10 protein-coding genes are annotated in these 14,242 nt (G+C 71.5%); 8 read left to right on the forward strand and 2 right to left on the reverse strand.

The window, feature by feature from the left end; all coding sequences use genetic code 11:
• The first annotated feature begins 17 nt into the window (after positions 1–17).
• Positions 18–731 carry a hypothetical protein gene (locus tag QC282_RS28695; RefSeq protein ID WP_279552495.1) on the forward strand — a complete coding sequence of 238 codons (714 nt, stop codon included), beginning with the start codon at positions 18–20 and terminating at the stop codon, positions 729–731.
• A 209-nt stretch (positions 732–940) separates the two neighbouring features.
• Here QC282_RS28695 and QC282_RS28700 read toward each other — a convergent pair whose 3' ends face one another.
• Both QC282_RS28700 and QC282_RS28705 read right to left on the reverse strand, forming a co-directional pair.
• Entirely contained in the window at positions 941–2,983 is a 2,043-nt protein-coding gene (locus tag QC282_RS28700; protein ID WP_279552496.1) for a glycoside hydrolase family 31 protein, read from the reverse strand.
• Between the two features lie 98 nt (positions 2,984–3,081).
• Positions 3,082–4,095 (reverse strand): LacI family DNA-binding transcriptional regulator, encoded by a 1,014-nt coding sequence (locus QC282_RS28705; protein WP_279552497.1) that lies wholly within the window; start codon positions 4,093–4,095, stop codon positions 3,082–3,084.
• A gap of 309 nt (positions 4,096–4,404) precedes the next feature.
• On the opposite strand from QC282_RS28705, the gene QC282_RS28710 reads away from it, so the two are divergent.
• The 7 genes from QC282_RS28710 (at position 4,405) to QC282_RS28740 (ending at position 13,709) form a co-directional block, all read left to right on the forward strand.
• Positions 4,405–6,345, forward strand: coding sequence for an acyl-CoA dehydrogenase family protein (locus tag QC282_RS28710; protein ID WP_279552498.1), 1,941 nt, complete (start codon positions 4,405–4,407; stop codon positions 6,343–6,345).
• 109 nt (positions 6,346–6,454) lie between these two features.
• Entirely contained in the window at positions 6,455–7,717 is a 1,263-nt protein-coding gene (dxr, locus tag QC282_RS28715; protein WP_279552499.1) for a 1-deoxy-D-xylulose-5-phosphate reductoisomerase, read from the forward strand.
• Between the two features lie 8 nt (positions 7,718–7,725).
• Positions 7,726–9,018: a site-2 protease family protein gene (locus QC282_RS28720; protein ID WP_279552506.1), complete on the forward strand. Its 1,293-nt coding sequence runs from the start codon at positions 7,726–7,728 to the stop codon at positions 9,016–9,018.
• A 170-nt stretch (positions 9,019–9,188) separates the two neighbouring features.
• Positions 9,189–10,346 (forward strand): flavodoxin-dependent (E)-4-hydroxy-3-methylbut-2-enyl-diphosphate synthase, encoded by a 1,158-nt coding sequence (gene ispG / locus QC282_RS28725; RefSeq protein ID WP_279552500.1) that lies wholly within the window; start codon positions 9,189–9,191, stop codon positions 10,344–10,346.
• A 156-nt stretch (positions 10,347–10,502) separates the two neighbouring features.
• Entirely contained in the window at positions 10,503–11,351 is an 849-nt protein-coding gene (locus tag QC282_RS28730) for a GNAT family N-acetyltransferase (RefSeq protein ID WP_279552501.1), read from the forward strand.
• Between the two features lie 20 nt (positions 11,352–11,371).
• The gene (locus tag QC282_RS28735) at positions 11,372–11,902 is read left to right on the forward strand and encodes a GNAT family N-acetyltransferase (protein ID WP_279552502.1); all 531 of its coding nucleotides are present in this window, start codon (positions 11,372–11,374) and stop codon (positions 11,900–11,902) included.
• 106 nt (positions 11,903–12,008) lie between these two features.
• Complete coding sequence (locus QC282_RS28740) at positions 12,009–13,709, forward strand: proline--tRNA ligase (protein ID WP_279552503.1); 1,701 nt, start codon at positions 12,009–12,011, stop codon at positions 13,707–13,709.
• Positions 13,710–14,242 lie beyond the last annotated feature (533 nt).

A 14,242-nucleotide genomic window follows, 5' to 3' on the forward strand; every position in this document is an offset into this window, starting at 1 on the left:
ACCCATGGAAGGACACCATGGCAACAAGCATCCTCGGCAAGGTCACCAAGGCCCTGCTCGCCCCCGCGCTCGCACTCGGCGCCACCGTCGGTCTCGCCGCCGCCCCCGCCCAGGCAGCCGTCTGGAACTCCTGCGACCAGTGGGGCAACACCACCCTGGACGGCTACACGCTCTACAACAACATCTGGGGCTCCGGCGCGGGCAGCCAGTGCGTGTGGGCCAACTCCGGCACCAACTGGGGCGTGCGGGCCGACCACCCGAACACCGGCGGCATCAAGTCGTACCCCAACGCCAAGAAGGTCATCAACAAGCCGATCACCTCGATCGGTTCGCTGACCAGCAGCTACAACGTCACCGTGCCGTCGTCCGGCGCCTACAACACGTCGTACGACATCTGGGACACCGACTACGACTACGAGATCATGCTCTGGGTCAACAAGACCGGGCCCGTCGGACCGCTCGGCAGCTCCCAGGGCAACGTGACGCTGGGCGGCCACACCTGGTCCGTCTACAAGGGCAGCAACGGCGCCAACGAGGTGTTCTCCTTCATCCGCACCTCGAACTCGTCCTCCGGCACCGTGAACATCCTGCCGATCCTGAAGTGGATCAAGGACACCAAGGGCTGGTTCGGCAACGAGACCATCGGTGACGTGCAGTTCGGCTACGAGATCACCTCGGCGTCCGGCGGCCTGGACTTCACCACCAACAACCTGACCGTCTCCGGCGGCTGACGACCCACGCCCGACCGGGCCGCCCGCCGCACGACAGGGCGGGCGGCCCGGCAACCCTCGCCGCCCCGGTGGCGTCCGGGAAGCGCATCCGGCCTGGCAGAACACCGGCTGCGACCAGCCGCCGCAGGGGAGTCACCACCTCGGCACCACACAGCCGGAGGGCGGAGCAGGGGCGGCCGGACCCGTAAGCCGGCCGCCCCTTCGTGCCGCTACCCGGCCACCGGCAGCCGCGCCCCGTCCCGCAGGAACAGCGGAATGCGGTCCAGCGGCGCGTCGACCGTCACGGCCGCCCCGCCCCCGTACGACTCGCCCGTCCACGCGTCCGTCCAGGCCGCGCCCGCCGGGAGATACACCGTGCGGGCCGTCGCGCCCGCCGTCAGCACCGGGGCGACCAGCAGGTCCCGGCCGAGCAGGTAGGCGTCGTCCACCGACCACGCCGCCTGGTCCCCGGGGAACTCCAGGAACAGCGGCCGCATCACCGGCAGCCCCTCCTGGTGGGCCTCCCGCATGACGTCCAGGACGTACGGCTTGAGCCGCTCGCGCAGCCGCAGGTACCGCTCCATGACCGCACCGGCCTCCTCGCCGTACGACCACACCTCGTTGGGCCCGCCCGTCATCTCCGGGCCGAGCGGCGTGCCCGGGTCGCGGAACCCGTGCAGCCGCATCAGCGGCGACAGCGCGCCGAACTGGAACCAGCGGACCATCACCTCCCGGTACGCCGGGTCGTCCGGGTCGCCGCCGTGGAAGCCGCCGATGTCCGTGTTCCACCACGGAATGCCGGACAGGGCCGTGTTGAGGCCGGCGGCGATCTGCCGGCGCAGGGTGGCGAAGTCGGTGCCGATGTCACCGGACCACAGGGCCGCGCCATAGCGCTGACTGCCCGCCCACGCCGAGCGGTTGAGGGTGATGACCTCGGTCTCGCCGGCCGCCGTGAGGCCCTCGTGGAAGGTGCGGGAGTTCTCGGCCGGATACATGTTGCCGACCTCCAGGCCCGGACCCGCCCAGTAGCGCAGGTTCTCCGAGAAGCCCGGCTTCAGCTCCGGCTCGCAGGCGTCCAGCCAGAACGCGGTGATGCCGTACGGGTCGAGGTAGTTCTCCTTGATCCGCGACCACACGAACTCCCGAGCGTCCGGGTTGGTCGCGTCGTAGAACGCCACCTGCACGGTGGAGGCGACCTCCTTGTCCGGCCAGTCCGCGTGCGCCACGGGGCCGTACTGCGTGCCGATGAAATAGCCCCGCTGCTCCATCACCGGGTGGTTCTCCGACAGCGGCGACACCGACGGCCACACCGACACCACCAGCTTGATGCCGAGGTCGTCCAGCTCGCGCACCATCGCCGCCGGGTCCGGCCACTGAGCCGGGTCGAACTTCCACTCGCCCAGGTGCGTCCAGTGGAAGAAGTCGCACACGATCGCGTCGATCGGCAGCCCTCGCCGCTTGTACTCCCGTGCCACCGCGAGGAGTTCGTCCTGCGTGCGGTAGCGCAGCTTGCACTGCCAGAACCCGGCCGCCCACGCGGGCAGCATCGGCGTACGGCCGGTCACCGCGCTGTAGCGGCGCTGCCCGGCCGCCGGGTCGCCCGCCGTGATCCAGTAGTCGATCTGCCGGGCCGCGTCCGCCACCCACCGGGTGCCGTTGTGCGCGAGCTCCACCCGGCCGATCGCCGGGTTGTTCCACAGCAGCGTGTAGCCGCGGCTGGACGTCAGCACCGGAATGCCGACCTCGGCGTTGCGCTGCACCAGATCGACGACCAGGCCCTTCTGGTCCAGCCGCCCGTGCTGGTGCTGCCCGAGGCCGTACAGCTTCTCGTCCTCGTACGCCGCGAACCGCTGCTCCAGCCGGTGGTGGCCGCCCCCGACCGCCGTGTACAGGCGCGGGCCGGGCCACCAGAAGTGGGCGCGCTCCTCGGCGAGCAGTTCGGCGCCGTCCCCGGTGCGCAGGAAGCGGACCATGCCCTCGGCGTCGACCTCGGCGGTCAGCGCGCCGACGGTCAGCGAGGCGCGCCCGTCCTCGATCTTGACGGTGCTCTCCGTGGCCGGCGCCTCGGCCAGGAGCGCGCCCGGCAGATCGTGGAGCACCGGGCCGCCGAGCCGGGCCCGGACCCGGACCGCGTCCGGCCCCCACGGCTCGATCCGCACGGTCTCCTGACGGCCGCTCCACTCCAGGGCGCCGTCCCGCTCCCGGAACGTGCCGACGGTGGGCGAGGACTGGGCGAGACTGACCTTGGTCTGCATCTCGGCAGGCTGATTCACGAGGCACGCTCCTGGAGGAGTGCGGGCATGGCGGTGCCCCGGCGGGACACCTCGGGTGAAGCCGGGCGGATGACGCCCGGTGAGTGAAGAAGGGCGCGTCAGGACGCGGTCGGCGCCGGTCCCGAACTCGCCCGTACCGTCAGCTCGGGCGCGAGCAGCACGACCTCGTCGCCGCCCCGCCCGTCCAGCTTCGCGACCAGGTGTTCCACGGCGTGCCGGCCCATCTCCTGCGCCGGGATGGCGACCGACGTCAGCCGCACCGACGCCTGCGTGGCGACCTGGTCCGGGCAGATGGCCACCACCGACACATCCTCCGGCACGGCCCGGCCCTGCTGGCGCAGCAGGGCGAGCAGCGGTTCGACCGCCGACTCGTTCTGCACGACGAAGCCCGTGGTGCCGGGCCGCTCGTCGAGGATGCGGGCGAGCGTCACGGCCATCGCGTCGTACCCGCCCTCGCACGGCCGGTGCAGCACGCGCGGGCCCAGCTCCCGCGCGCGGGTGCGCAGGCCGTCCAGGGTGCGTTCGGCGAAGCCGGTGTGCCGCTCGTAGACCGCCGGGGCCTCGCCGACGACGGCGATGTCGCGGTGCCCCAGCGTCGCCAGATGCTCAAGACACAGGGCGCCCGTCGCCTTGAAGTCGAGGTCGACGCAGGTCAGCCCCGTGGTGTCGGCGGGCAGCCCGATCAGGACCGACGGCTGGTGCGTCCCGCGCAGCAACGGCAGGCGGTCGTCGTCGAGTTCGACGTCCATCACGATCATGCCGTCCGCGAGTCCGCTGCCCGTGACGCGGCGCACCGCGTCGGGGCCCTCCTCGCCGGTCAGCAGCAGCACGTCGTACCCGTGCGTGCGCGCGGTGGTCGCCACCGCGATGGCGATCTCCATCATCACCGGCACGTACATGTCGGTGCGCAGCGGGATCATCAGCGCGATGATGTTCGACCTGCTGCTGGCCAGGGCGCGTGCGCCCGCGTTCGGGTGGTAGCCGAGTTCGCGGATGCTCTGCTCGACCCGCTGCCGGGTGGTCGCGGAGATGGACCGCTTGCCGCTGAGGACGTAGCTCACCGTGCTCGCCGAGACTCCGGCGTGCTGGGCGACCTCGGCGAGGGTGACCATCCAGCTCTCCAAGCTTTGTGAAGCGCTTCGACAATGCGCGGGGGCGTACAGGGGCGGGTGAGGGTGATTCGACAGTAGCTCTAGCGGGGAGCGGGTGTCCATAGGCTGTCGAAGCGCTTCGACAGCTTTCTTCGGGCGCTCGCCTTTTCGGTGGGCCACGGCCCTGCCAGTACTACCAGGCCCGGCCCGCATCGGCCGAACGGCCGCGCGAAGGGTGGTGGGGTGGCCCGGTATCGGGTACATACGATCGGGTAGCACCCGTCGGTAACCAAATGGACCTTGATCCCGATTCGCGGCGAGGTGAGCCTCATGTCCGCCAGCTCAGAACCAGCGTCCCGACCCACCGTCACCGAACGTGAGGCACGCCGGGTGGCGGAGGCCGCCCGCGAACAGGACTGGCGCAAGCCCAGCTTCGCCAAGGAGCTGTTCCTCGGGCGCTTCCGCCTCGACCTCATCCATCCGCACCCCCTCCCGGCCGACGAGGACGCCCGGCGCGGCGAGGAATTCCTCGCCAAACTGCGCGACTTCTGCGAGACACGCGTCGACCCGGCCGTCATCGAACGGGACGCGCGCATCCCCGACGACGTGATCAAAGGGCTCAAGGAGCTCGGCGCCCTCGGCATGAAGATCGACACCAAGTACGGCGGCCTCGGCCTCACACAGGTCTACTACAACAAGGCCCTCGCCCTGGTCGGCTCCGCCAGCCCCGCCATCGGCGCCCTCCTGAGCGCCCATCAGTCCATCGGCGTACCGCAGCCGCTGAAGCAGTTCGGCACCCAGGAGCAGAAGGACACCTTCCTGCCGCGCTGCGCCCGCACCGACATCTCCGCCTTCCTGCTCACCGAACCCGACGTCGGCTCGGACCCGGCACGCCTGGCCACCACGGCCGTCCCCGACGGCGACGAGTACGTCCTCGACGGGGTCAAACTGTGGACCACCAACGGCGTCGTCGCCGACCTGCTCGTCGTCATGGCGCGCGTGCCGAAGTCCGAGGGCCACCGGGGCGGCATCACCGCGTTCGTCGTCGAGGCCGGCTCCGAGGGCATCACCGTCGAGAACCGCAACGCCTTCATGGGCCTGCGCGGCATCGAGAACGGCGTCACCCGCTTCCACCGGGTGCGGGTGCCCGCCGCCAACCGCATCGGCGCGGAGGGCCAGGGCCTGAAGATCGCCCTGACCACGCTCAACACCGGCCGGCTCTCGCTGCCCGCGATGTGCGTCGGCGCCGGCAAGTGGTGCCTGAAGATCGCCCGCGAGTGGTCGGCGGCCCGCGAACAGTGGGGCAAGCCGGTCGCCCTGCACGAGGCCGTCGGCTCGAAGATCAGCTTCATCGCCGCCACCACCTTCGCCCTGGAGGCCGTCCTCGACCTGTCCTCCCAGATGGCGGACGAGGACCGCAACGACATCCGCATCGAGGCCGCCCTCGCCAAGCTGTACGGCTCCGAGATGGCCTGGCTGATGGCCGACGAACTCGTCCAGATCCGCGGCGGACGCGGCTTCGAGACCGCGGCCTCCCTCGCGGCCCGCGGCGAACGTGCGGTCCCCGCCGAGCAGATCCTGCGCGACCTGCGCATCAACCGCATCTTCGAGGGCTCCACCGAGATCATGCACCTGCTGATCGCCCGCGAGGCCGTGGACGCCCACCTGTCCGTCGCCGGCGACCTCATCGACCCCGACAAGTCCCTCGCGGACAAGGCCAGGGCGGGCGCCAACGCGGGCGTCTTCTACGCCGGATGGCTGCCGAAACTCGTCGCCGGACCAGGACAACTCCCCCTTTCTTACGGCGAGTTCAAGCACGAGGTGGACCTCTCGCCGCACCTGCGGTACGTCGAGCGCGCCGCCCGCAAACTGGCCCGCTCCACCTTCTACGCCATGTCCCGCTGGCAGGGCCGCATGGAGACCAAGCAGGGCTTCCTCGGCCGCGTCGTCGACATCGGCGCCGAACTGTTCGCGATGAGCGCCGCCTGCGTCCGCGCCGAGCTCCTGCGCGGCCGCGGCGACCACGGCCGAGAGGCCTACCAGCTCGCCGACGTCTTCTGCCGTCAGTCCCGCATCCGCGTCGACACCCTCTTCGACCGCCTGTGGACCAACACCGACGACCTCGACCACAAGGTCGTCAAGGGCGTGCTGTCCGGCACGTACGAATGGCTGGAACAGGGCGTGGTCGACCCCTCCGGCGAGGGCCCCTGGATCGCCGACGCGACACCGGGCCCCGCGCGGAAGGAGAACGTCCACCGGCCCATCCGGTAGGGCACCCGCACCCGGCGTGCGCCGGTGAGTCACCAGGGGCTCCCCGGCGCACCACCCCGGAGGGGGACGCGCTGTCCGTCCGGCGGCCCCGTGCGGCCACAATGGAGGGATGAGCGACTCTCCAGCCCCCCTCGCCGACCCGCACCTGGTGTACGACCCCGTCGCGGGAGACGGCCCGAAGGACGTGGTGATCCTCGGCTCCACCGGGTCGATCGGCACCCAGGCCGTGGACCTCGTGCTGCGCAACCCCGGCCGGTTCCGCGTCACCGGCCTGTCCGCCAACGGCGGCCGCGTCACCCTGCTCGCCGAGCAGGCGCACCGGCTCGGGGCCAGGACCGTCGCGGTGGCCCGCGAGGACGTCGTACCGGCGCTGCGCGAGGCGCTCGGCGCGCGCTACGGCACGGGGGAGCCGCTTCCGGAAATCCTGGCCGGGCCGGACGCGGCCACCCAGCTCGCCGCCTCCGACTGCCACACGGTCCTCAACGGCATCACCGGCTCCATCGGCCTCGCCCCGACCCTCGCCGCCCTGGAGGCGGGCCGCACCCTCGCGCTCGCCAACAAGGAGTCGCTCATCGTCGGCGGGCCGCTGGTCAAGGCCCTCGCCAAGCCGGGACAGATCATCCCGGTCGACTCCGAGCACGCGGCCCTCTTCCAGGCGCTGGCCGCCGGCACCCGCGCCGACGTCCGTAAACTGGTCGTCACCGCGTCCGGCGGCCCCTTCCGCGGACGCACCAGGGCCGACCTGGCGAACGTCACGGTGGAGGACGCCCTCGCGCACCCCACCTGGGCCATGGGCCCGGTCATCACGATCAACTCCGCGACCCTCGTGAACAAGGGCCTGGAGGTCATCGAGGCGCACCTCCTCTACGACATCCCCTTCGACCGCATCGAGGTCGTGGTGCACCCGCAGTCGTATGTCCACTCGATGGTCGAGTTCACGGACGGATCCACGATCGCGCAGGCGACGCCCCCCGACATGCGCGGGCCGATCGCCATCGGCCTGGGCTGGCCGGAGCGCGTCCCGGACGCGGCACCCGCCTTCGACTGGAGCACGGCGTCGACCTGGGAGTTCCTCCCGCTCGACAACGAGGCCTTCCCGTCGGTGAACCTCGCCCGGCACGTGGGCCGGCTCGCGGGCACCGCCCCGGCGGTGTTCAATGCCGCCAACGAGGAGTGCGTGGACGCGTTCCGGCTCGGCGAACTGCCGTTCAACGGGATCATGGACACCGTCACCAAGGTGGTCGAGGAGCACGGCGTCCCGGACACGGGAACCTCACTGACCGTGCCGGACGTCCTCGAAGCGGAGACCTGGGCCCGTGCCCGGGCCCGGGAACTGACAGCGCGGACGGCGAGCGCGGAGGCGCGTGCATGACGACCCTGATGTTCATCCTCGGCATAGTGCTCTTCGCCGTAGGCCTGCTCTTCTCCATCGCGTGGCACGAGCTCGGGCACCTGTCGACCGCCAAGCTGTTCGGCATCCGCGTGCCGCAGTACATGGTCGGCTTCGGCCCGACCCTCTTCTCGCGCAGGAAGGGCGAGACGGAGTACGGCATCAAGGCCATCCCGTTCGGCGGCTACATCCGCATGATCGGCATGTTCCCGCCCGGCCCCGACGGACGCCTGGAGGCCCGCTCCACCTCGCCCTGGCGCGGCATGATCGAGGACGCCCGCTCCGCCGCGTTCGAGGAGCTCAGGCCGGGCGACGAGACCCGCCTGTTCTACACGCGCGCGCCCTGGAAGCGCGTCATCGTGATGTTCGCCGGCCCCTTCATGAACCTGATCCTGGCCGTGGCGCTGTTCCTCATCGTCCTGATGGGCTTCGGCATCACCCAGCAGACCACCACGGTCGGCTCCGTCTCCAAGTGCGTCATCTCGCAGAGCGAGAACCGCGACACCTGCAAGGGCTCCGACCCGGCCGCCCCGGCCGCCGCCGCGGGCCTCAAGGCCGGCGACCGCTTCGTCTCCTTCAACGGCGTCCGCACGGAGTCCTGGAACCAGCTCTCCGACCTCATCCGGGCCAACCCCGGCAAGGACGTGCCGATCGTCGTCGAGCGGGGCGGCGAGGAAGTCACCCTGCACGCGAAGATCGCCACCAACCAGGTCGCGAAGAAGGACGCCGGCGGCCGGATCGTCGAGGGCGAGTACGTCACGGCCGGCTTCCTCGGCTTCAGCGCCGCCACCGGCGTCGTCAAACAGGACTTCGACGAGTCCCTGACCTGGATGGGCGACCGCATCGGCGAGGCCGCCCACTCCATCGCCGCACTCCCCGGCAAGGTCCCCGCCCTGTGGGACGCGGCCTTCGGCGACGGCCCGCGCGAGCCGGACTCCCCGATGGGCGTGGTCGGCGCGGCCCGGGTAGGCGGCGAGATCGCCACCCTGGACATCCCGCCCACCCAGCAGCTCGCCATGTTCGTCATGCTGGTCGCCGGCTTCAACCTCTCCCTGTTCCTCTTCAACATGCTCCCGCTGCTGCCCCTGGACGGCGGCCACATCGCGGGCGCGCTCTGGGAGTCGCTGCGCCGCAACGTCGCCAAGCTGCTGCGCCGCCCGGACCCCGGCCCGTTCGACGTGGCGAAGCTGATGCCGGTGGCCTACGTGGTCGCGGGAATCTTCATCTGCTTCACGATTCTCGTGCTCATCGCGGACGTCGTTAACCCGGTGCGCATCTCCTAGCCGCACCCGGTTTCCCGGTGGCCCGGCGGGTTTCCCGCCGGGCCACTTCCATCGAGTGGGTTTGCGGGCCGTGATGTGCCGGGGCCGACCCCCGTGCCGTAATCTCGAAGCGCGGGAGCCCGCTGCCGGCGGGACCGGGCCTTGATCCACGACTTGGGGTTGCACAGCAGATGACTGCGATTTCTCTCGGCATGCCGTCCGTACCGACCAAGCTCGCCGAGCGCCGGAAGAGCCGGCAGATCCAGGTCGGTTCCGTGGCGGTGGGCGGGGACGCCCCCGTGTCCGTGCAGTCCATGACCACCACGCGCACGTCCGACATCGGCGCGACCCTCCAGCAGATCGCCGAACTCACCGCGTCCGGCTGCCAGATCGTGCGCGTCGCCTGCCCCACGCAGGACGACGCCGACGCGCTGGCGACGATCGCCCGCAAGTCGCAGATCCCGGTGATCGCGGACATCCACTTCCAGCCGAAGTACGTCTTCGCCGCCATCGAGGCCGGCTGCGCGGCCGTGCGCGTCAACCCCGGCAACATCAAGCAGTTCGACGACAAGGTCAAGGAGATCGCGCGCGCCGCCAAGGACCACGGCACGCCGATCCGCATCGGCGTGAACGCGGGCTCGCTGGACCGGCGGCTCCTCCAGAAGTACGGCAAGGCCACCCCGGAGGCCCTCGTCGAGTCGGCGCTGTGGGAGGCGTCGCTGTTCGAGGAGCACGACTTCCGGGACATCAAGATCTCCGTCAAGCACAACGACCCCGTCGTCATGATCGAGGCCTACCGGCAGCTCGCCGCCCAGTGCGACTACCCGCTGCACCTCGGCGTGACCGAGGCCGGCCCCGCCTTCCAGGGCACCATCAAGTCGGCCGTCGCGTTCGGCGCGCTGCTCTCCCAGGGCATCGGCGACACCATCCGCGTCTCGCTGTCCGCGCCCCCCGTGGAGGAGGTCAAGGTCGGCAACCAGATCCTGGAGTCGCTCAACCTCAAGCAGCGCGGCCTGGAGATCGTCTCCTGCCCGTCCTGCGGACGCGCCCAGGTCGACGTCTACAAGCTGGCCGAGGAAGTCACCGCGGGCCTGACCGGCATGGAGGTCCCGCTGCGCGTGGCCGTCATGGGCTGCGTCGTCAACGGCCCCGGCGAGGCCCGCGAGGCCGACCTCGGCGTCGCCTCCGGCAACGGCAAGGGCCAGATCTTCGTCAAGGGCGAGGTCATCAAGACCGTCCCCGAGTCCAAGATCGTGGAGACCCTGATCGAGGAGGCCATGAAGCTGGCCGAGCAGATGGAGCAGGACGGCGTGGCCTCCGGCGAGCCGTCGGTCTCCGTCGCCGGCTGACCCCGGCCCCCGCGCACCCCGGCGCCCCGTCACCCCCAGCGGTGCCGGGGCGTACGCGTGTCCGCACTGTGGCGCCCGGCCGCGCACCGGGCGACGCGGCACATTTTCGGCAGGTACAGTGCGGAAACCAGCAGACCTGAGGACGAGGCCCCGCACGTGTTGACCCAGACCACCTCCCGCGTGCTCGAACCGAGCGACCTGGACGCCGCGCTGGCCGTTCTGGACCGCGAGCCGGTCGCCAACGCCTTCGTGACTTCCCGCGTGCAGGTCGCGGGCCTGGACCCGTGGCGGCTCGGCGGCGAGATGTGGGGCTGGTACGAGGACGGCATGCTCACCTCCCTGTGCTACGCGGGCGCCAACCTCGTCCCCATCTGCGCCACCCCCCGCGCCGTCCGCGCCTTCGCCGACCGCGCCCGCCGCGCCGGCCGCCGCTGCTCCTCCGTCGTCGGCCCCGCCGGGCCCACCGCCGAACTCTGGCGCCTCCTCGAACCGTCCTGGGGCCCCGCCCGCGAGGTCCGCACCCGCCAGCCGCTCATGGTCACCGACCGCATGCCCGCCGGCATCACCCCGGACCCGCACGTCCGGCGCGTCCGCAAGGACGAGATGGAAACGATCATGCCGGCCTGCGTGGCCATGTTCACCGAGGAGGTCGGCGTCTCACCGCTGGCCGGTGACGGCGGCCTGCTCTACCAGGCCCGGGTCGCCGAACTCGTCGGCTCCGGCCGCTCCTTCGCCCGCTTCGACCAGGACGGCAAGGTCGTCTTCAAGGCCGAGATCGGCGCCGCCACCGACCGCGCCTGCCAGATCCAGGGCGTCTGGGTCGCCCCCGAACACCGCGGCAGGGGCCTCGCCGCCCCCGGCATGGCGGCCGTCCTGCGCTACGCCCTCGCCGACGTCGCCCCCGTGGTGAGCCTCTACGTCAACGACTTCAACGCCCCGGCCCGCCGGACGTACGAGAAGGTCGGCTTCCAGGAGGTCGGCGCCTTCATGAGTGTCCTGTTCTGACCGCCTGTAGGCTCCCCGCCATGGATCTCGTGATCGGGCCCCTGGACCTCTCGTCCCACGTGGACGAAGCCCTCGCCGTCCAGGCCGTGGCCTTCGGACTGGGCGCCGACGAGGTCGCCGTACGCCGCCAGATCGTGCTGCGCCACATGACGTATCCGGGCGCCAGAGCCCTCGGCGCGACCAGCGGCGGCAGACTGGTCGGCTTCGTGTACGGCATGCCCAACGACCGGGCCCACTGGTGGTCCACCGTCGTCGAGCCGTACCTGCGCGCCCAGGGCCACGACGAGTGGCTCGACGACTCCTTCGTCATCACCGAACTGCACGTCCACCCCCGCCACCAGAACCGCGGCATCGGCCGCGCCCTGATCACCCGCATCACCGACACGGCCGCCGAGCCCCGCTCGATCCTCTCCGCGATCGACACCGAGAGCCCCGCCCGCGGCCTGTACCGCTCCCTCGGCTACGAGGACCTGGCCCGCCAGGTCCACTTCCCGAGCGCCCCGAGGCCGTACGCCGTGATGGGCGCCCCGCTGCCCCTGCGCCGCCGATAACCGATTTCCGCAGCCCCGCACCCCCCGGCTAACCTCCATGCCAACAACCTCCCCACGCTCAGCCCGACCCGAGCGGGGGCACCCATCCGGCAGGAGTACGAGAACGATGGCGAACGCACCGGTCCAGCGCATGTCCCAGTTGTTGGCGAAGACGTTGCGCGACGACCCGGCCGACGCCGAGGTCCTCAGCCACAAGCTGCTGGTCCGCGCAGGCTACGTCCGCCGTACCGCCGCGGGCATCTGGACCTGGCTGCCGCTCGGCAAGAAGGTCCTGGCCAACGTCGAGCGGATCGTCCGCGAGGAGATGGACGCGATCGGCGCCCAGGAGGTGCTGCTCCCCGCGATCCTGCCGAAGGAGCCCTACGAGGCCACGGGCCGCTGGGACGAGTACGGCCCCGAGCTGTTCCGCCTCAAGGACCGCAAGGGCGGCGACTACCTGCTCGGCCCCACCCACGAGGAGATCTTCACCCTCCTGGTGAAGGACCAGGCGTCTTCCTACAAGGACCTGCCGGTCATCCTCTACCAGATCCAGAACAAGTACCGTGACGAGGCCCGGCCGCGGGCGGGCATCCTGCGCGGCCGCGAGTTCCTCATGAAGGACTCGTACTCCTTCGACACGGAGGACGAGGGCCTGGCCCGGTCCTACGCCCTGCACCGCCAGGCCTACCAGCGCATCTTCGAGCGCCTCGGCCTCGACTACCGCATCTGCGCCGCGACCGCCGGCGCCATGGGCGGCTCCAAGTCGGAGGAGTTCCTGGCCCCCGCCGAGGCCGGCGAGGACACCTTCGCCGACTGCCCGAACTGCGACTTCGCCGCCAACACCGAGGCGATCACCTACGACCTGAAGCCGGTCGACGCCGCCGGCGTCCCCGCCGCCGAGGACATCCCCACGCCCGACACCCCCACCATCGAGACCCTGGCGGCCTCGCTCGGCGTCCCGGCCTCCGCGGCGCTGAAGAACCTCCTGGTGAAGGTCGACGGCGAGATCGTGGCCGTGGGCGTGCCCGGCGACCGCGAGGTCGACATGGACAAGGTCGAGGCGCACTTCGCCCCGGCGGCCGTCGAGATGGTCACCGAGGAGGACTTCGCCTCCCGCCCGGACCTGGTCCGCGGCTACGTCGGTCCGCAGGGCCTGCCGAAGGTGAAGTACATCGCCGACCCGCGCGTCGCGCCCGGCACGGCCTGGATCACGGGCGCCAACAAGGCGGACACGCACGCGAAGAACGTCGTCGCGGGCCGCGACTTCGAGGTCGACGCGTACGTCGACGTCGTGGTCGTCCAGGAGGGCGACCCCTGCCCGAAGTGCGGGACCGGCCTGAAGCTGGACCGCGCCATCGAGATCGGCCACATCTTCCAGCTGGGCCGCAAGTACGCCGACGCCCTCAAGCTCGACGTCCTCGGCCAGAACGGCAAGCCGGTCCGCGTCACCATGGGCTCCTACGGCATCGGCGTCTCCCGCGCGGTCGCGGCGCTGGCCGAGCAGCACGCCGACGACAAGGGCCTCATCTGGTCCAAGGAGGTCGCCCCGGCGGACGTGCACGTGGTCGCCGCCGGCAAGGCCCTCCAGACGGAGCTGGCCCTCGACGTCTCCGGAAAGCTGGCCGCGGCGGGCGTCCGCGTCCTCGTCGACGACCGGGCGGGCGTCTCGCCGGGCGTGAAGTTCACCGACTCCGAACTCATCGGCATCCCGCAGATCCTGGTCGTCGGCCGCCGTGCGGGGGAGGGCGTCGTGGAACTGAAGGACCGCCGCACGGGGCAGCGCGAGGAGCTGCCGCTCGAGGAGGCGATCGCCCGCCTGACGGCGTAAGCCAGCCCAGCGCGGGAGCGGCGACGCCCCGCGCTGCGCGTCTTGTTACCCGGGGATGCGGTGTGAGTGGGGCATGCGGGCGGCGCTGCTTGGTCGCCCGGCACCGACATGACCACGGACCGGCCGAGCGTCCCGGCGCCGACGACTCACCGCCCGCCCCACCGCTTAGCTGCCCGGCGTCGTCCGGTTGCCCGGCGTCGCGGTGACCGCGGGGTGGGTCACGCGGCCCGGCGCTGCGGGGTGGCCGCCCGCGCTCACCCGTGCCGCCCCGGGCGGCCCGCATGCCCGCGGGTTGCGCCGTGCCGCCGCCTCGCTGCCCGGCGTTCGGCTGTCCGGCGTTGTTCGGTTGCCCGGCGTTGGCGTTACGGCAGGGGGTTCGCGCGGCCCGGCGCTGACGGGTTGCCGCCCGTGCCGCCCGTGCCGCCCCAGCGGCACGGGTGCCCGCGGGTTGCGGCAGCCAGTTGCCGCCCGACCGCCCGCTGCGCGTCGCCCGACGCCCGCTTGGGACGGGCCACCGGGCCGCGGTCGCGCGC

Source organism: Streptomyces sp. DH24, from assembly GCF_029813775.1.
GTDB lineage: Bacteria > Actinomycetota > Actinomycetes > Streptomycetales > Streptomycetaceae > Streptomyces.

Excerpts from the sequence above, each read along its gene's own strand:
- QC282_RS28695 (WP_279552495.1), top strand. The coding sequence starts at position 18 with ATGGCAACAAGCATCCTCGGCAAGGTCACCAAGGCCCTGCTCGCCCCC.
- QC282_RS28705 (WP_279552497.1), bottom strand. The coding sequence starts at position 4,095 with ATGGTCACCCTCGCCGAGGTCGCCCAGCACGCCGGAGTCTCGGCGAGC.
- QC282_RS28710 (WP_279552498.1), top strand. The coding sequence starts at position 4,405 with ATGTCCGCCAGCTCAGAACCAGCGTCCCGACCCACCGTCACCGAACGT.
- QC282_RS28740 (WP_279552503.1), top strand. The coding sequence starts at position 12,009 with ATGGCGAACGCACCGGTCCAGCGCATGTCCCAGTTGTTGGCGAAGACG.
- dxr (WP_279552499.1), top strand. The coding sequence starts at position 6,455 with ATGAGCGACTCTCCAGCCCCCCTCGCCGACCCGCACCTGGTGTACGAC.
- QC282_RS28735 (WP_279552502.1), top strand. The coding sequence starts at position 11,372 with ATGGATCTCGTGATCGGGCCCCTGGACCTCTCGTCCCACGTGGACGAA.
- QC282_RS28720 (WP_279552506.1), top strand. The coding sequence starts at position 7,726 with ATGTTCATCCTCGGCATAGTGCTCTTCGCCGTAGGCCTGCTCTTCTCC.
- ispG (WP_279552500.1), top strand. The coding sequence starts at position 9,189 with ATGACTGCGATTTCTCTCGGCATGCCGTCCGTACCGACCAAGCTCGCC.